Annotated in this window: 16 protein-coding genes; 7 read left to right on the top strand and 9 right to left on the bottom strand. The window is 56.9% G+C overall.

Annotated features, from left to right (window positions below):
* Position 1 precedes the first annotated feature (1 nt).
* From CL546_RS01145 to CL546_RS01130, 4 genes are all read left to right on the top strand, one after another.
* A complete protein-coding gene (locus CL546_RS01145) occupies positions 2 to 649 on the top strand; it encodes a hypothetical protein (protein WP_007150156.1) in 648 nt (215 codons plus the stop codon).
* 179 nt (positions 650 to 828) lie between these two features.
* Entirely contained in the window at positions 829 to 1,881 is a 1,053-nt protein-coding gene (sohB, locus tag CL546_RS01140; RefSeq protein WP_290492456.1) for a protease SohB, read from the top strand.
* Positions 1,882 to 1,928: 47 nt separating this feature from the next.
* Positions 1,929 to 2,921, top strand: a complete 993-nt coding sequence (locus tag CL546_RS01135) for a YhdH/YhfP family quinone oxidoreductase (protein WP_290492455.1) — start codon at positions 1,929 to 1,931, stop codon at positions 2,919 to 2,921.
* Between the two features lie 135 nt (positions 2,922 to 3,056).
* Positions 3,057 to 4,013 (top strand): zinc transporter ZntB, encoded by a 957-nt coding sequence (locus tag CL546_RS01130; protein WP_290492454.1) that lies wholly within the window; start codon positions 3,057 to 3,059, stop codon positions 4,011 to 4,013.
* A gap of 42 nt (positions 4,014 to 4,055) precedes the next feature.
* Here the strand turns inward: CL546_RS01130 and CL546_RS01125 are convergent, their stop codons facing one another.
* The 3 genes from CL546_RS01125 to CL546_RS01115 form a co-directional block, all read right to left on the bottom strand.
* Entirely contained in the window at positions 4,056 to 4,544 is a 489-nt protein-coding gene (locus CL546_RS01125; protein WP_290492453.1) for a DUF934 domain-containing protein, read from the bottom strand.
* Positions 4,537 to 6,183: a nitrite/sulfite reductase gene (locus tag CL546_RS01120; RefSeq protein ID WP_290492452.1), complete on the bottom strand. Its 1,647-nt coding sequence runs from the start codon at positions 6,181 to 6,183 to the stop codon at positions 4,537 to 4,539. Before CL546_RS01120 ends, CL546_RS01125 begins: the two co-directional genes overlap by 8 nt.
* Positions 6,184 to 6,316: 133 nt before the next feature.
* Positions 6,317 to 6,562 (bottom strand): DUF2970 domain-containing protein, encoded by a 246-nt coding sequence (locus CL546_RS01115; RefSeq protein WP_290492451.1) that lies wholly within the window; start codon positions 6,560 to 6,562, stop codon positions 6,317 to 6,319.
* 273 nt (positions 6,563 to 6,835) lie between these two features.
* Here CL546_RS01115 and nfuA point away from each other — a divergent pair, with 273 nt between their 5' ends.
* Positions 6,836 to 7,432 (top strand): Fe-S biogenesis protein NfuA, encoded by a 597-nt coding sequence (gene nfuA, locus CL546_RS01110; protein WP_290492450.1) that lies wholly within the window; start codon positions 6,836 to 6,838, stop codon positions 7,430 to 7,432.
* Between the two features lie 118 nt (positions 7,433 to 7,550).
* Here the strand turns inward: nfuA and CL546_RS01105 are convergent, their stop codons facing one another.
* Entirely contained in the window at positions 7,551 to 8,339 is a 789-nt protein-coding gene (locus CL546_RS01105) for a M48 family metallopeptidase (RefSeq protein WP_290492449.1), read from the bottom strand.
* An 8-nt stretch (positions 8,340 to 8,347) separates the two neighbouring features.
* Complete coding sequence (locus tag CL546_RS01100) at positions 8,348 to 10,009, bottom strand: AarF/UbiB family protein (RefSeq protein WP_290492448.1); 1,662 nt, start codon at positions 10,007 to 10,009, stop codon at positions 8,348 to 8,350.
* A gap of 165 nt (positions 10,010 to 10,174) precedes the next feature.
* Here CL546_RS01100 and CL546_RS01095 point away from each other — a divergent pair, with 165 nt between their 5' ends.
* Complete coding sequence (locus tag CL546_RS01095; protein ID WP_290492447.1) at positions 10,175 to 10,498, top strand: SET domain-containing protein; 324 nt, start codon at positions 10,175 to 10,177, stop codon at positions 10,496 to 10,498.
* Between the two features lie 50 nt (positions 10,499 to 10,548).
* Here CL546_RS01095 and CL546_RS01090 read toward each other — a convergent pair whose 3' ends face one another.
* Genes CL546_RS01090 through CL546_RS01080 form a run of 3 tightly spaced genes read right to left on the bottom strand, consistent with a single transcriptional unit; the run spans position 10,549 to position 14,302 of the window.
* A complete protein-coding gene (locus CL546_RS01090) occupies positions 10,549 to 11,238 on the bottom strand; it encodes a pseudouridine synthase (RefSeq protein WP_290492446.1) in 690 nt (229 codons plus the stop codon).
* The gene (gene lon / locus CL546_RS01085) at positions 11,213 to 13,612 is read right to left on the bottom strand and encodes an endopeptidase La (RefSeq protein WP_290492445.1); all 2,400 of its coding nucleotides are present in this window, start codon (positions 13,610 to 13,612) and stop codon (positions 11,213 to 11,215) included. The genes CL546_RS01090 and lon overlap by 26 nt, the downstream gene beginning before the upstream one ends.
* A gap of 54 nt (positions 13,613 to 13,666) precedes the next feature.
* Complete coding sequence (locus CL546_RS01080; RefSeq protein WP_290492444.1) at positions 13,667 to 14,302, bottom strand: class I SAM-dependent methyltransferase; 636 nt, start codon at positions 14,300 to 14,302, stop codon at positions 13,667 to 13,669.
* A gap of 110 nt (positions 14,303 to 14,412) precedes the next feature.
* Between CL546_RS01080 and CL546_RS01075 the strand changes: the two genes are divergently transcribed.
* Positions 14,413 to 15,657 carry an ABC1 kinase family protein gene (locus CL546_RS01075; RefSeq protein ID WP_290492443.1) on the top strand — a complete coding sequence of 415 codons (1,245 nt, stop codon included), beginning with the start codon at positions 14,413 to 14,415 and terminating at the stop codon, positions 15,655 to 15,657.
* Between the two features lie 21 nt (positions 15,658 to 15,678).
* On the opposite strand, the gene CL546_RS01070 is transcribed toward CL546_RS01075, so the two are convergent.
* Complete coding sequence (locus CL546_RS01070; protein WP_290492442.1) at positions 15,679 to 16,635, bottom strand: alpha/beta fold hydrolase; 957 nt, start codon at positions 16,633 to 16,635, stop codon at positions 15,679 to 15,681.
* Positions 16,636 to 16,678: the final 43 nt, after the last annotated feature.

The following is a 16,678-nucleotide window of genomic DNA, read 5'->3' as shown; positions in this document are numbered from 1 at the left end:
TATGAACTACACCCTGGCACCCCTGGTGCTTATCGCTTTCAGTCTTCTGTTCGTTTTGCTGGGCGCCTGGGTATTGCTGCGCCAGAAGTGGGTGCTGCAATGGCTGAAAGGCACCGCTGGGCTGTTGCTGGTGGTGTTGGCCATTTATATGAGTGTCTTTGCGCTGAACCTCTACGGCTACAAGGAATATGCCCAGGAAGTCTCGGTGGCCACAGTCAGCTTTCGCGAATCCGGTGATCAGTCCTTTATTGCTACAGTCACCCGCACAGACGGTAGCGCTGAAGACTTCCGGTTGAAAGGCGATCAATGGCAACTGGATGCCCGCGTGATCAAGTGGAAGATGCCTTTCAGCCTGCTGGGCCTGAAGCCGGGTTATCAATTGGACCGTATCCAGGGGCGTTATTACGCCCTGGAAGATGAGCGCTCCCGCGAACGTACCGTTTATAGCCTGCATCGCGATCCGGTTGGTCTGGATGTGTGGTTACTGGCAAAAGAAGGCTGGAGCCTGATTATTGATGCCCGCTACGGTAGCGCGGCTTATCTGCCCATGGCGGATGGTGCCTTGTTTGAGGTCAATGTGGGGCCTACCGGGCTGGTGGCCCGCCCCATGAATGGAAGCGCCCAGCAAGCCATTTCTGGTTGGGACTGATTCTCCTGCCGCCGCCCGCCAGGTTGGCGGCACTCTTCCTGTCCGGGGCAAAGCCTCTTTGCCCGTCTTTATTCCCCGCTGATTACCCCAATGGCTCCGGCTTATGTAGAATCAACCGGAGTTTAATTTCCGTGAATTACTGGCGCCGCGCGCTGGATCCCCTGGAGAGTAGATAGACTGTGATCGCGTTTTTAATGGAATACGGCATGTTTCTGGCCAAAGTCGCCACCCTTGTAGTGGCGATTTTGTTTATTTTGGGCGGCATTGCGGCGGCAGCGTCGCGTAATCGCGGCAAGGGCGATCAAGATGGCGAATTGAAAGTTCGCCATCTCAATGATGAGTTCGATGACCTGAAGGAGTCCCTGGAAGCGGAAATCATTCCTGAGGCTCAGCGTAAAAAGGCCGACAAGGCCAAGCGCAAACAGGAAAAGCTTGAGGCTAAACAGAAGAAGAAAGCCGGCACTGAGGACAAGATCCTGCCGCGTCTGTTTGTGCTCGATTTCAATGGCGACGTTCAGGCAAGCGGTGTAGATCACCTGCGCCGTGAAATTACCGCCGTTCTGCAGGTCGCCAGCCAGGATGACGAAGTGCTGGTGCGGCTGGAAAGCCCCGGTGGTTTGGTGCACAGCTATGGGCTGGCATCCTCACAACTGCGTCGAATTCGCAATCAGGGGATCAAGCTGACCATCGCTGTGGATCAGGTGGCCGCCAGCGGGGGTTATATGATGGCCTGCATTGCGGATCGTATTGTGGCAGCGCCTTTTGCGATTATCGGCTCTATTGGTGTGGTCGCGCAGATCCCGAATTTCCATCGTTTGCTCAAGAAAAACGATATTGATGTGGAGCTGATGACCGCCGGTGAATACAAACGCACCATGACCATGCTGGGTGAAAATACCGAAAAAGGCCGGGCCAAGTTTCAGGAAGAGCTGGAAGATACCCATCAGTTGTTCAAGGGATTTGTCCGTGACAACCGCCGTGGCCTGGATCTGGACAAGGTGGCTACTGGTGAGCACTGGTTCGGCACCCAAGCAAAGGAACTGGGCCTGGTTGATGAAATCATGACCAGTGATGAGCTGTTACAACTGCGCAAAGACAGCCAAACGCTCTACCAGGTACAGTGGGAAGCCAAACGCAAGCTGGGTGAGAAGCTCGGTTTTTCCTTGGAGGCGACTGTACACAGAGTGCTGGAGAAATTCTGGCATCGAGGTAGTCAGCGCCAGATTCATTAACCTGGCTTCTACCCAACACTTTACCCAACACCGCAGAGGAGTAGCCCATGAGATTTCAGGCATTACAAACCCGCGAGACTGATACCGGCTATAGCAACTCGCTGGTAGAGCGCGAGCTGAGCGAATTGGGCGAAGGTGGTGTATTGGTACGGGTGCAGTGGTCGTCACTGAACTACAAGGATGCGCTGTCAGCCACCGGCAACAAGGGGGTCACCCGTCAGTTTCCGCATACGCCAGGCATTGATGCCGTCGGCGTGGTGGAAGAGGCCAGCGATGGTCCTTTTAGTGTGGGCGATGCGGTGATTTGCACGGGTTACGACCTGGGTATGAACACTGATGGCGGCTACGCAGAGTATATCCGCGTGCCTGCTGAATGGCTGGTGCCGCTGCCGGATGGCCTGGCGCCTCGTGATGCCATGCTCTTGGGCACCGCTGGGTTAACGGCAGCACTGAGCGTTGAGTCGCTGCTTGATACGGGCGTTAATCCGGATCAGGGACCGGTAGTAGTGACGGGAGCGACTGGCGGCGTGGGCAGTGTCTGCGTGGCAATTCTGGCCAAGCTGGGATTTGAAGTGGTTGCCGTCAGCGGTAAGGCGGATGCCAGCGCATGGCTCACGGATCTGGGGGCTGCACGGATCATAGATCGCCAAACTTTCCTGGACAGTGCGGCCAAACCGATGGCCAAAGAGCAATGGGCCGGTGCGGTGGATTGTGTCGGTGGTGAAATGCTCGCTGCTGCCCTCAAGGGGCTCAAGTACGGTGGCAGTGCTACTTGCTGCGGGCTTGCAGGTTCGCCAAAACTGGAGATGACGGTTTTTCCGTTTATTCTGCGCGGTGTCAATCTGCTGGGTGTCGACAGCGTTGAGCTGCCCTGTGAGATCAAGCAGCAAATGTGGCAACTGTTGGCCGATGAGTGGATGCCGAAGAACCTGGCGCTTCTTGAAGCCGATGAAACGGATCTTGGCGGTGTGGTCGAGTGGGTGGATCGCATTCTTGCCGGGGGCGTTCGTGGACGGGTTGTCGTGAAACTCCCGCAATAGCGACTGACTAGAGCAGGCCAGACAGAACGTAAAAGCGCGGTTTATCCGCGCTTTTTTATTTGTGCGCTTTTGTCCGCTAACGCATGCTGTGTAGCGTGGCAATATGTTATGCAGTGGTGAGTGAAAAGGACGCTTATGAACGAATCTCACTGGCTTAAAATAGCCCTGACACTGGATGGGCAGGGTGGCGCTACCGGTTTTGATGCGCAGGCGCGGTTATCCGAAACATCCCCATACTGGGTGCATCTGGACTATACGCAGCCACAAAGCGAACAGTGGCTTGAACAGCAGTCCATTCCGGCAATGGTTATTACGGCGCTCACCGCCACGGAAACGCGACCGCGTGCCACAGAAGTAGCGGGTGGCCTGCTGGTGTATCTGCGCGGGGTCAATTTGCATCCAGGCGCGAGGCCCGAAGACATGATCGCCTTGCGGTTGTGGGTCGGGCCTCAAGGCTTGATCAGCACTCAGAAGCGAACGCTGCTGTCGCTGGTGACCGTGCAGGAAGAACTCGATGCTGGCGAGGGGGTGGTTGCTATTCCAGGGCTGGTGACCCGGCTGGTTGATCAATTGATCTGGCGAATGGAAGACGTGATCGAAAGCCTGGAGTCTGAGGTGGAAGATTGTGCGTTGTCCATCGAGGAGGCCCCAACCATTAGCCTGACCCCGCGCCTCAGCCAGATTCGCCGCCGTTCTATCACGTTGCGCCGCTTCTTCGCGCCGCAACGGGAAGCGCTGATCAAATTGCAGAACGAAGCCATGTTCACCGGAGGTGATGCCTTGCTGCTTCGCGAAGCGGGGGACCGTCTACAGCGTCTGCTGGAAGATCTGGATGCGGCCCGTGAGCATGCGACCTTGTTGCAGGAAGAAGTTTTCTCCGTGCAGAACGAAGCCATCAACGATCGCATGTATCTGCTGGCGATGATCTCCGCGTTGTTTTTGCCGTTGGGCTTTCTTACTGGCCTGTTCGGCATCAACGTGGGAGGCCTTCCTGGTGTTGAAGACCCTGCGGGTTTCTGGTGGTTTACAGCAGGGATTGGGGTAATCAGTGTGGGGGTGCTGGTATGGATGCGAAAACGCCGCTGGCTGTAAAGCGGCAGCGGCGTTTTCATGGTGCCCGAAGCGGTTTAAAATCTAACCGCGCCGATATAGAGGGCGCGGTTCGTTGACGTCCCCTTGATAGGTGACGCTGAAATCTTTCAAACCTTCCAGTGCTTCTTCGATGCTGCGGTCTTCGCGCACTTCGAACGCGTTGAAGCCGCAACGGGTCATGTAGAAGAGCTGGTCACGGAGCACATCCCCGGTGGCGCGAACTTCACCCTTGAAGTTGTAACGGGTGCGCAGCTCGCGCGCATAGGAATACCCGCGGCCGTCTTTGAACGCCGGGAAGTGGATGGCGACCAAGGGCAGGGCTGCCAGGTCGTCTTCCAGGTCTTTCGGTTCTTCGCCCGGCGCCAGCCACACGGCCACATCGCCACGAGTAAGTAGCGCATCACGGTGGGCCTGCCAGTAGGCCAGCGGCACAATGATCTTGCCGCCGGGCAACTCTGCCTCCAGAGCATCACCTTCAAGGCGTTGCCACTGGTTGTCCACGATGGCGCCATCAATGATTACCTTACCCATAGATGCGCTCCTTGAACGGGTCCATGCCAATACGCTCGTAGGTGTCGATAAACGGCTCGTTCTCCAGACGCTTTTCCACGTAGAGCTTGATGATTTTCTCTACCACATCGGTGATTTCTTCGGACTCGAAAGAGGGGCCCATTTTCTCGCCCACGCGAGACAGTTTGTCGCCGCGACCACCCAGAGTAACCTGGTAGAATTCCTTGCCTTTCTTGTCCACACCAAGGATGCCGATGTGACCGATGTGGTGGTGGCCACAGGCATTCATGCAGCCGGAAATATTCAAATCCAGCGGGCCCAGATCGTGGACGTAATCCACATCATCGAAACGGCGTTGAATGGATTCGGCAATGGGGATCGACTTGGCATTTGCCAGCGCGCACAGATCACCACCGGGGCAGGCCACAATATCGGTGAGCAGACCCAGGTTCGGTGTCGCAAAACCGAGGGCATCCAGAGCTTTCCACAGATCATACAGATCGTTGGCAGCAACGTCGGACAGCACCATGTTCTGCTGGTGGCTGTTACGAAGTTCGCCAAAGCTGTACTGGTCTGCCAGGTCGGCGACCGCTTCCAGTTGCTCGTCGCTGATGTCGCCGGGTACACGACCGGTGCGCTTGAGCGTCAGGGTGACGGCCCGGTAGCCAGCCTGCTTGTGCGCACGGGTATTGGTGTGGAACCAGCGGCTGAATGCTTTGTCTTCGGCCAGTTTGGCGTCCAGGGCGGCCGTGTCGGCGCTTTGGTAATCCGGGGCGGTGAAGCAGCCCTTGATGCGTGCGACTTCTTCGGCGGTCAGGGTCATCTCGCCGCCTTTCAGCTCGGCGAATTCCTGCTCCACCAGTTCGCGGTATTTCTCCGCGCCGAGGGCTTTCACCAGAATCTTGATACGCGCCTTGTACTTGTTGTCGCGGTTACCGTACTTGTTGTAGACGCGCAGAATGGATTCGAGGTAAGCGAGCAGATCCTGCCATGGAACAAATTCACCGATGACCGCACCGGTCATGGGAGTACGGCCCAGGCCGCCGCCGGCCCATACCTGGAAACCGGTTTCGCCGTCGGCACCGTGTACCAGTTGCACACCGATATCGTGGACACCGATCAGGGCCGGGTCAGCGTCCGGTACGGCGTTAACGGCAATCTTGAATTTACGCGGCAAGTAGGCGAATTCCGGATTGAACGTGGACCACTGGCGAATGATTTCGCACCAGGGGCGTGGGTCTTCAATCTCTTTGGGATTAACGCCGGCGAATTCGTCGGTGGTGATATTGCGGATGCAGTTACCACTGGTCTGAATGGCATGCATCTGTACGTCGGCCAGTTCCGCCAGAATATCCGGCACTTCTTCAACGGAAGGCCAGTTCAGCTGGATGTTCTGACGGGTGCTGACATGGCAGAAGCCTTTGTCATAGGTCCGCACGATATGCGCCAGGCGGCGCAGCTGGCGGCTTGCCAACAGGCCATAAGGAACGGAAATACGCAGCATGGGCGCATAACGCTGAATGTAGAGGCCGTTTTGCAGGCGAAGGGCGAGAAACTCGTCTTCGCTGAGCTCATTGGCGAGAAAACGGCGGGTCTGGTCGCGATACTGCGCCACCCGCTCTTCCAGCAACCGTTGATCGTATTCCTGATAGACGTACATGGGACTGTATCACCGTCCTTAAATGCTTAAAATTCAATAGGTAAGCGTTGCTCCCGGAGGGGGCAGAGCGGCACTCTAGCAAAGCGCCCTTATAGTGAAAAGAAATATCTTGGCATATCTCTATTACACAGAGCTATTTAGCGGCCGCGTCCAGCACCAGATTCACAGTTACCACCATGCCGATCACCAAGGCCGCAACCAGTACCACATAGACACCAATAAAGTTGCCCGCATCGCCCTTGGTAAAGTCCCGTTCGCGGTTCTTGCTGCTTTGAACACCGAGCAAACCGGCCAGAATGCTGTGAATGGTCTGCCAGAGTGTCGGCTTGCTGTGATCCGGCTGCTGCGCCTGATCCTGTGCGGGGTGTTGGTCTGACATGAATAATCCTGTGTTTTGGCTGAAGGCTAAACGTTGGATGTCTGTGGCGCGCCGTGTGTAGAGCCAGGGCGGGGCACCGGGTGGCATATTGTACTCCTGACAGCCGCCTGGCGACAGCACCACAGGACCAGACTTGAATTGTGTATGTGGTGTCGCCATTGCAACTGGTGAGTACCTGACTAAAATAGTCAGGAAATGAGGCAGGCGCACGTCGCTGCCTTTACCTATTGCGCCTTTTATTGCGTATGGGCTCATTCATACCGACCAGGAATCATGATGGCAGAGCAGTTGATCGACATTACCGAAACCGCCCAGGATTACTTGCGTGACTTGCTGAGCAAGCAGGATCAGGCCGAGATTGGTGTGCGTATCTTTGTCGAGCGCCCCGGCACCCCGCACGCGGAATGCTGTATGGCCTATTGCCCGGAGGGCGAACAGGAAGAAAGCGATGTTCGCTACGACTATGAAGGATTTCATGCCTGGATCGAGGGTAAGAGCGTCCGTTACCTGGAAGACGCGGTTATCGACTACAAGAAAGACAGCATGGGTGGGCAGCTGACCTTCCGCGCGCCCAAGTCACGGGTGCCGGATATCAGTGAAGACGCCACCATCGAAGAGAAGATCAATTACGTGTTGTACGCGGAGATCAACCCGAATCTCGCGGCGCACGGGGGCAGTGTACAGCTGCTCGAGCTCACCGAGGATAATGTGGCGGTGCTGGAATTCGGTGGTGGTTGCCAAGGCTGTTCCGTCGTGGATGTGACCTTGCGTGACGGTGTAGAGAAAACCCTGCAGGAGCGGATTCCTGAGCTCACCGGGGTGCGTGATAAAACCGACCACTCGGTGACGGATAACGCGTATTACAGCTAACAGCTATGAGCTTCTAGTCTCTAGCTTCTAGAAAAAGCAAAAAACGCAGCCTTGAGCTGCGTTTTTTGCTTTTATGGATCTTGTTCTTTACTCGTTGCTAGCAGCTCGCCGCTATTCTTTACCCACACTGCGGGTTCCGCCCCGCGGCTTTCGCCTGGTTATAAAGCGGCATCACTTCCGGGATGCGCGCTTCCAGGCCATTAATGCGGGTGCTGTTGGAGGGGTGGGTGGACATGAACTCCGGTGGCTCGTTGCCGTTATTGGCACTCATGTTCTGCCACAGGGAGACACTCTGCCTGGGGTCAAAACCGGCTTGAGCCATCAACTGCAGCCCAATGATATCCGCTTCAGCTTCATGCTTGCGGCTGAAGGGCAAGGCCAGGCCATACTCGGCACCGACCCCGAGGGCCGCCAGCACGCCTTGCTTGGTGGCACTGTCTTCGCCAGCCAGTGCGCCCAGCACCTGCATGCCACTCTGGGTGGCGTATTGCAGAGACATGCGCTCGTTGGAGTGCTGTGCCTGCACATGGCCGATTTCATGGCCAATCACGGTGGCGAGCTGACTCTGGTTATTGGCCACTTTCAGCAAGCCGGTATTGACTCCAATCTTGCCGCCGGGAAGAGCAAAGGCGTTGGCACTGTCGTCCTGGAAGAGGTTGACTTCCCATTGCTGGGAGCCATCCAGGGTGGAGGTGATCGCCGTGGTCACACAGCGGACATAAGCCGTCTGCTGCTGGCTGCTGCTTAGCGGTTTCTCCTCTTTCATCTGGGAATAGGCGGTGACACCCATTTCATCCATCTGGTCGGCGGGCAACAACAGAAACTGCTGGCGACCCAGCGGCGAGGTGGCACAGGCAGCCAGGCTTCCGGCCAGTACGCCAAAGGTGAGAAATTTACGCAACGTCATCGTCTATTTTACTCCCATTCCCGCAGGAAACGTCGGGACACGAACATTAACCAGCCAGCCCAGCCGGCACTTGAGAGAAAGATAATAAAGCCAAACACCGAAATTCCCCAAGGGGCAGGGGGTACCCGGCCGCTCAACATGATGGCGCCGGCCAGCAATCCTCCAGTCACCAACAGGGTTTGGACCTGTCTGTACTGGCCACGTTCAATCCGCGTGATCAACCGTTCCAGATGCCGGGGATCAATGCCCGCCTCACCGGGAGAGGCCTGGCCCGGTACCGGTGGCGGTGCATAAACCTTGTCGACCACGTCGAGTGCACGAAGGCTCAGGCTTTTGGCGAGCCGCACCGGGGAATAACGTGTGCGGATCATGCGTTTGAGCAGGGGCTCGGCTTCGCTCATCAGGTCGAAATTCGGATTCAGCAGCCGGCCAAAGCCCTCAAGGGTAATGATGGCCTTGATAAACAGGGCGATATCGCTGGGTAAGACCAGGTTGTGATTGCGGACCAGGGCGGTGATGTCGTTGAGCAGGGCGGTGATGTCCAACTGGGAAATAGACACGCCGTGGTACTGGCTGATCACGTCTTCTACGTCGGACACCAGCTGGTCGAACTTGATGGGTTGGCCGTCAGACCAGCCGGAGAGGACGCCAGCGCACTGTTCCGCTTCGCGCAGTACCACTGCGCGGGTAATTTGCAGAATTTGTTCGCGGCGGCTGTGGCTGAGTTTGCCGACCATGCCGAAATCCAGCATGGCAATCCGGTTTCCCGGCATGATGATGAAGTTTCCCGGGTGCGGGTCGGCATGGAAAAAGCCGTCTTCCAGGGCCATTTTCCAGGCTGCCAGTGCGCCTCGGCGTGCGATTAACTCCCGGTCCAGCCCGGCTTCGTTTAGACGTTCCACGGCTTTTGCCGGAATGCCCTCGACATGTTGCTGTACTTGCACGGTTGGCGAAGAGAGGTCCCAATACACTTTGGGAATCTGCAGCCATTTGAACTGCCGTAGGTTTTTACGGATACGGTCCGCGTTACGCCCTTCAATGGTGAAATCCAGTTCCCGTGTCAGCGACCGTTTGAATTCGCGCACCAGTTCCACGGGGCGGTAGCGTCGTAGTTCAACGGAATTGTCGGCGGCCAGTTTTGCTAGTTGATCAAGTAAGCGCAGGTCTGAATCAATTTTGTCGCGAATGCCGGGCTTTTGAACTTTCAGTACGACTTTCTGACCACGACGAGTCAGCGCGCTATGCACCTGACCGATGGAGGCCACACCAATAGGGCTCGGATCAATTCGCGCGAAGAGAGCATCGACGGGTTTTCCCAACGCCGACTCGATGTCGCTCTTAAGCGATTCGAATGGCACTGCCTGGGCCTGGTCTTGCAGTTTTTCAAATTCGGCAATCCAGTCCATGGGGAACATGTCCACCCGGGTTGCCAGCACCTGGCCGAGCTTGACGAAGGTCGGGCCCATTTCTTCCATGGCGTGACGCAGGCGTTCTGCGGTGCCCATGCGCAGCATGTCTGGCTTCATGCTACTGCGAACCAGTTTGCCTGCATGCTCTACCGGGGTGGAAAGCCCCAGCCGCCGAATCACGTCGGCAAACCCGTATTTGAGCAGGATTGCCGCCAGCTCATTCATGCGCAGTAGATCTTTACCCGTGTGCAGAAGGTTCACAACATTATCCCTGTAAGCTGGGCGTGGTGCCCTGTCCGGACGCACTGTCGCATGGCTGCAACACACGGCCGGTAAAACGACGAGTTGGCTCGTTAGGCTGTCTTAACAGCATTATCGGTTTTCTGGCAAGATGCCATGGCAATCACTGCAAGGTAAAGCGCAAACATGTCTGAACACTATTTACGCGATGATCTGGTTGAAGTGCGCGACAGCCAGGTACACGGGCGCGGCCTTTTTGCCCGCCGGGACATTGTCCGTAACACGGAACTGGGCCAGTGCCGGGTAAAGCGCGCCAAGGGCAGCGGGCCTTATGTGTTGTGGCTGGATGATGAGGGTGAGGAGCGCTACCGCGTGTTGTGCGATTTGCGTTACATCAACCACAACAAGCACGCCAATGTGGCCTATTACGATGATTTAACAGTGGTCGCGCTGAAAAAAATCAAGGCGGGTGACGAGCTGTTCCACGATTACGGGGACGAGTGGACCTGAATCGTCAAGGCCGTATCCGCGGTTGAATGAAACACGGTGCGTGTTGAGCCTCAAAACGGGCAAGGAGAAGTGAACTCCTGCCACAGGCCCGTTATGGGGTGATTAAACGCCAGCCATTCTGCATGCAGCAGTAAACGCGGGCTGAGCGCTTCAACGTCTGGTGGCGCGTACATGTCGCAGCCAATGATCGGGTGGCCAAGTTCCCGGCAGTGAATACGCAGCTGGTGGCTGCGACCGGTCACCGGGCTGAGTAGCAGGCGAGTCCGGTTACCCGGAATATCCCGTTCCAGCACGCGATAGTGCGTCAATGCATTCTTGCCGGTCTCGTGACACACCTTCTGCAAGGGACGATTTGGCCAGTCCGCAATCAACGGCAGTTCGATCTTGCCGTTGTCATGCTCCACAAGGCCATGCACAACGGCCTGGTAGCGTTTCTGTACGGTACGAAGCTGGAATAACCGGCTCAATCGGCTTTGCGCCTGGGCAGTGAGCGCAAACACCATGATGCCGGAGGTGTCCAGGTCCAGGCGGTGTACCAGTCGAATGTCCGGATACTGCGCCTGCAATCGGCGCACAGCGCAGTCCTTATTCTCCGCTGCACGGCCGGGCACGCTTAGCAGGTAAGCGGGTTTATTGATCAGCAGAATATGGTCATCCCGGTACAGCGTCCCCACGCGCTCATGGCACAGGGGGACGATGTAGTAGGGAGCGCTCTCAGCGCCAGAGGGTGCGGAAGACATCGCTGTACTGCTCGGCAAAATGGACGGTGAGTCCCTGTTTCAGGTAGTCGGGCAGTTCATCAAAATCCCGGCGACAGGCTTCCGGAAGAATGACTTCCTTGATACCCACGCGACGGGCTGCGATGACTTTTTCGCGAATGCCGCCAACCGCCAATACTTGCCCAGTGAGCGTCAGCTCCCCGGTCATGGCAACTTTGCGGGGCACCCGCTTTTTCATCAGCAGGGAAAGCAGGGCTGTGGCCATGGTGACGCCAGCGCTGGGTCCGTCTTTAGGCGTTGCCCCTTCAGGAACATGCAGATGCAGGAAGGCCTCGTCGAGCTGCTCCGGGTTCAGAGAGAACTGCGACAGATTGCTCGCCACGTAGCTGTAGGCGATCTCGGCGGATTCTTTCATCACATCGCCCAGTTGCCCGGTGAGCTTGAAGCCTCGTTGTTTGCTGTGTACCTGATTGGCTTCAATGGACAAGGTGGCGCCGCCCATGGCGGTCCACGCGAGCCCGGTAACAACACCCACACCGCGTTGGGTTTTCTCTGTCTGGAAATACGGTTGGCCGAGGAAATCGGTCAGGTTCTTGCCGGAGATGCTGAGCTTCTTCTCGCCAGCCAACAGTTTCACCGCAGCTTTGCGGATGATCTTGTTGAGTTGCTTTTCCAGGTTTCGTACCCCGGCTTCACGGGCATAGCCTTCCACGACATGACGCAGGGCGCTGTCGCTGATGCGCAGCTGCCCCGGTTTGACGCCGGCCCGCTCCAGGGAGCGAGGCCACAGGTGTTGCCGGGCGATGGCCACTTTCTCTTCGGTGATATAACCAGAGAGACGGATCACTTCCATGCGATCGAGCAGGGGGCCGGGAATGCTGTCCAAGGTGTTGGCCGTACAGATAAACAGGGCGTGGCTCAGGTCCAGGCGTTCATCCAGATAATGATCCAGGAAGTCCTGATTTTGTTCCGGGTCGAGTACTTCCAGAAGTGCGGAAGCCGGATCGCCCTGAAACGATTGTCCCAGCTTGTCGACTTCATCAAGCATGATTACGGGGTTGCTGGTGCCGGTTTCTTTCAACGCCTGGACCAGTTTGCCGGGCATGGCGCCGATGTAGGTGCGCCGGTGGCCTTTGATTTCTGCTTCGTCGCGCATGCCGCCCAGGCTGAACCGGTAGAACTGGCGATCCAGGGCATCGGCGATGGACTTGCCGATACTGGTCTTGCCCACGCCAGGCGGCCCCACCAGCAGAATGATGGAGCCCTTCACTTCACCGCGCAGGGCGCCCACGGCGAGAAATTCGATGATGCGGTCTTTCACATCATCCAGCCCGCTGTGGTGTTCGCCGAGCACTTTCTGGGCATGGCCCAGGTCCAGATTGTCATCGCTGTACTGGCCCCAGGGGACGCTGGTCAGCCAGTCCAGGTAGTTACGGGTTACGCCATACTCTGGTGAGCCGGTTTCCAGCACGGACAGTTTCTGTAATTCATCGTCGAAGCGTTTTTGTACCGGCTCCGGGGGCGAGAGGGCTTCCATGCGTTCACGGAAGGCATCTGCTTCGGCGGTCTTGTCGTCCTTGCTCAGGCCCAGTTCACGCTGAATGATTTTCAGCTGTTCGCGGAGAAAGAATTCGCGCTGATGCTGGCTGACCTTCTCGTTGACCTCGTCGGAAATTTCGCTTTGCAGCCGGGCAACCTCAAGCTCCTTTTTTACCAGTGTGAGGACTTTCTCCATGCGCGGCTTCAGCGGCACAGTTTCCAGAATGGTTTGCAGCTCTACACCGTTGGCACTGGTGAGTGCGGCGGCAAAATCGGTAAGTGGCGAGGGTTCGCTGGGCGAGAAATTTTGCAGGTAGTGGCGCAGCCCTTCGTTGTAGAGCGGGTTAAGCGGCAGCAATTCCTTGATGGTGTTGATGATCGCCATTCCGTAGGCGCGGATGGTTTCATCGGCTTCGGCGCGGGGCTCCGGGTAGCTTACATCCGCCATAAACGGGTGTTTTCGGTTTAACCAGCTGTTAATGCGAAAGCGCGCGGTACCTTGGGCAACCAGCTGAAACTGGTCGTTTTCTTCATTGAGGGCATGGACTTTTACCAGACAGCCGAACTCGGGAAAATCCTCGGCGGTTACCGAGTCCGGGTTCTTTTCCCCCACGTACACCAGCCCCAGAGACTGGTGCGGCGTCTGGCTGACCCGCTCCAGGGTTTGCTGCCAGCGTTCTTTGTCGAGCATCACTGGCTGCACCAGCCCCGGCATAAAGGGCCGGTGTTTGACCGGGATCAGGTAAATGCGCTGGGGCGGCGTGTGGTTTGGTACAGCAAGACCGCCGGCGTGCGATTCACTATTCTCAGCATTGGGTTTGTCGGTATGGGGATGGGCGCTATCGTTGTCAGTCATAATCCTGTCACTTCCATGGTCCGTGGAAAGAACATGGTGGCGAGGCGGGAAAATTCAATTGTCGATGATTAACAGATCCGCGCACAAGGCTCTGGGGGTTTTCGTGCGGCGCTCTACCACGCGGCTGTTGAGCTTACCGGCTTCGCATTTCTCCGCCAGGGCGTAGAACGGGGAGCGGCCCGGGTCGGCAATGATGATTTGTTTGACGCCAGCGCGCAGGCTGCGGCGAATCAGGTTATAGAGCACCGGGGTTAGTTCATCCCAGAAACAGATATCCGCACCGGCGACGATATCCACATCAGCCAGCCGGGCCTGTGTCAGCTTCTCGAAGCGGGCCTGGAGCGGCGTAACATCCACCTTGTTGATGCTGGCATGCAAATCCAGATAGGGGTACACGTCCGGGTCCGCATCCACCGCGGTCACCCGGCAGCCAAAGCGTTTTGCCGTGAAAATGGACAGCGGTCCCCAGCCGCAGCCGATATCCATCAAATGCTCATCAGCGGACAGCTTCCGTTTGGTCAGGTGATCCATGATCAGGTAGCTGGAATTCCACACTTTATTACCGTGAATTGATGGCGTGTGGTTGGCCCGTTTCAGCCGGCGGACTTCCTTGTGGCCGGAACGCAGCAGGGTAATGCCGCGAGTGCGAATGGTATGGGGGTCTCCAGCACGTATAACTGTTCCTGACATAATTGTTCACCAGCGGCAAAGTTTGGAAACAGTACGGTCAAGCCCCCTGTGATTCAAGTATGAAATCACAGGCATAATGCAGGAATGGCGATACGAGTGACAAAAACAGAATGATCAGAAAAGGCATCGTGGGCCTGGGCGGTCTGGCTGCCGGGCGTTCGCGGTATATTCGTGCTGTTGCTGCGGTGGCCAGAATCGGGGCGGTGTATGCGTCCAGTCTGCGCAGTGAGGATAAGACTGCTTGCCATCGTCGCGGGGCACGAATTCTGGTGGCACTGTGCCGTCGCAATGGGGCTTTCTGGGTCAAGGCCGCCCAATTTTTCAGCTGTCGACCTGATGTGTTGCCGCTGGAATATATCGAAGCATTCCAGCAGCTGCAGAATGATGCCCAACCTGTTCCTTTCCCGTTGATTGAAAAAAGACTGCGACGTTCCTGGGGCAGTGACTGGCGTGAGCAATTTACCTGGCTCGATGAAACACCAGTGGCGGTGGCGTCCATTGCTCAGGTACACCGCGCACAGCTCAAGGATGGCCGTGAGGTTGCCATCAAGGTGCGTTTGCCGGGTGTGAAGAAAGTCTTTGAGCAAGATGCCAAAGTCTTTCAGGCAGTGGCGGCGCTGGTGGCCCCCACCTTTCGTGAATTCGACCTGCAGCAGGCCATTGAGCAGTTGCTGATCATGACGGCCATGGAGCTGGATTTCCGCAACGAAGCCGCGAACACGTTGCGTTTTTCCCGCCAGCCCCATCACGAACGCATTCGCATCCCGGATATCATTGAGGGTTTGTGCGGTGAGACGGTGTTGGTGACCAGCTGGGAAGGCGGGCAGCGGTTGCGTAATTACCTGGATGCCCACTCTGAAAAAGCCCAGGATCTGCTGGGGGTGTTGTTGACCAGCTATCTTCAGCAGGTCACCCGGTTTGGCGTCTACCAGGCAGATCCGCATCCAGGCAACTTTCTGGTGAATGAAGACGAGCAGGTGGTGATTCTGGATTATGGCGCGATCGGGGTGCTCACCGCCGATGAGGTGCGCCGTTACTCCCGTCTGCTATATGGTTTGATGGGCTTTGAGGGGCCGGTGGATATCGGTGAGCTTTTCGTGCAAGCCGGATTCAAGGGTGGTAGCCCGGAAACCCTGAAAGAGCTGGCGCTCTATGTTCTGACTGACCGCCTCAATGAACAGGGGCCGATAGGCGCCATGGGCGAATTGATGAACCGGTTCCGGGAAGAGCGCATCAGTATTCCCGATTCCTATATTGGCATTTCCCGGGTGCTGATTACGCTGGGTGGTTTCCTGATGAGTTATCAGGTGCCGTTTGACTGGACTCCGCCGGAGCAGCGCGCCGGCGGAGGTTGATCAGCTGGGGGCAGCAGTATTTCAGGGGCGTGCTTCGCGCCAGAAGGCACGGAAGGCATCGGCGCTTTTGCCGGGTGCTTCAGCCATGGGGACATGGCCAATGCCGTCAAGAATCACCGCGCGGGATTGTGGTAATTCCTCGAGAAAGGCAGCCACATTATCCACGCCAAGCAAGCGGTCTTCGCGCCCCCAGAGTACCAGGGTCGGTGTTTGAATAGTGGGCAGCACATTCTTGTCCTCGAGCCCCATGCCTGGATCGTCCATCAGATCCCCCCATACTTTTTCAGCCACATCCGCGTTCTCCGCTTTTTTTTGCCCCATGATGTCGATAAAAAATCCGGGCATGTAAGGCGGTTCTTCCATGGCCCATTTCAATGTGGTCTGGAATTGTTCAGCCTTGTGCGGGATCAGTGGGTTGCTCTCACTCTTGGCGAGAACATTTTTGAATTCCTCGGTCTGGCGAGTCAGGCCAGCAGAGTCCACCAGGCCCATGGAAAGCACGCGCTCTGGCGCCTGTTGGGCGATAGCCAGGGAAATGGCGCCGCCCATGGAATTGCCGGCCACATGAAACTGTTGGATATCGAGCGCACCCATCAGCGTTAGCAGGCGTGTTGCCTGGGCACCCATGGTGTAATCCAGATTGAGTGTGCGGGTGGTTTCGCCATGGCCTGGCAGGTCCGGGATGACAAAAAAGAAGTCACCTTCCAGTTCGTTGGCAAAGCGAATCCAGTTGCTGGAATCCGCGCTGAAGCCGTGGATCAGTAATACGGCTTCTTTGTCGGTGGTGTCGTTACTGTTTTGCTCACTGGCAAGCAGATGCCACTCGATGCCGTCCGCCGTTGTCAGGGTCTGGTCTTCCAGACCGGCGCGGCTTTTCTCCATGCTCAGGCCATTGTCATAGGCCCAGCGTGCTGCGTCTTCGCAGCCATTCAAAAAGAAAGTACACAAAATAAAAAGAAACAGGTGCTTCGGTTTCATGCCGAACTCTCCGTTGTATGGCGTCACCTTCAAGGCTCTTTTC

This window comes from Alcanivorax sp. (genome assembly GCF_002726155.1).
Classification (GTDB): domain Bacteria; phylum Pseudomonadota; class Gammaproteobacteria; order Pseudomonadales; family Alcanivoracaceae; genus Alcanivorax.
The sequence above is the reverse complement of the archived record's forward strand: the minus strand, read 5'-3'. Positions and strand labels throughout refer to the sequence as shown.

Bases quoted from the DNA above. Each gene is read 5' to 3' on its own strand.
- CL546_RS01105 (WP_290492449.1), bottom strand. From the start codon at position 8,339: ATGACGTTGCGTAAATTTCTCACCTTTGGCGTACTGGCCGGAAGCCTG.
- CL546_RS01120 (WP_290492452.1), bottom strand. From the start codon at position 6,183: ATGTACGTCTATCAGGAATACGATCAACGGTTGCTGGAAGAGCGGGTG.
- CL546_RS01115 (WP_290492451.1), bottom strand. From the start codon at position 6,562: ATGTCAGACCAACACCCCGCACAGGATCAGGCGCAGCAGCCGGATCAC.
- nfuA (WP_290492450.1), top strand. From the start codon at position 6,836: ATGATGGCAGAGCAGTTGATCGACATTACCGAAACCGCCCAGGATTAC.
- CL546_RS01145 (WP_007150156.1), top strand. From the start codon at position 2: ATGAACTACACCCTGGCACCCCTGGTGCTTATCGCTTTCAGTCTTCTG.
- CL546_RS01125 (WP_290492453.1), bottom strand. From the start codon at position 4,544: ATGGGTAAGGTAATCATTGATGGCGCCATCGTGGACAACCAGTGGCAA.
- CL546_RS01070 (WP_290492442.1), bottom strand. From the start codon at position 16,635: ATGAAACCGAAGCACCTGTTTCTTTTTATTTTGTGTACTTTCTTTTTG.
- CL546_RS01075 (WP_290492443.1), top strand. From the start codon at position 14,413: ATGATCAGAAAAGGCATCGTGGGCCTGGGCGGTCTGGCTGCCGGGCGT.
- CL546_RS01135 (WP_290492455.1), top strand. From the start codon at position 1,929: ATGAGATTTCAGGCATTACAAACCCGCGAGACTGATACCGGCTATAGC.
- CL546_RS01090 (WP_290492446.1), bottom strand. From the start codon at position 11,238: ATGTCTTCCGCACCCTCTGGCGCTGAGAGCGCTCCCTACTACATCGTC.
- lon (WP_290492445.1), bottom strand. From the start codon at position 13,612: ATGACTGACAACGATAGCGCCCATCCCCATACCGACAAACCCAATGCT.
- CL546_RS01080 (WP_290492444.1), bottom strand. From the start codon at position 14,302: ATGTCAGGAACAGTTATACGTGCTGGAGACCCCCATACCATTCGCACT.
- CL546_RS01130 (WP_290492454.1), top strand. From the start codon at position 3,057: ATGAACGAATCTCACTGGCTTAAAATAGCCCTGACACTGGATGGGCAG.
- CL546_RS01095 (WP_290492447.1), top strand. From the start codon at position 10,175: ATGTCTGAACACTATTTACGCGATGATCTGGTTGAAGTGCGCGACAGC.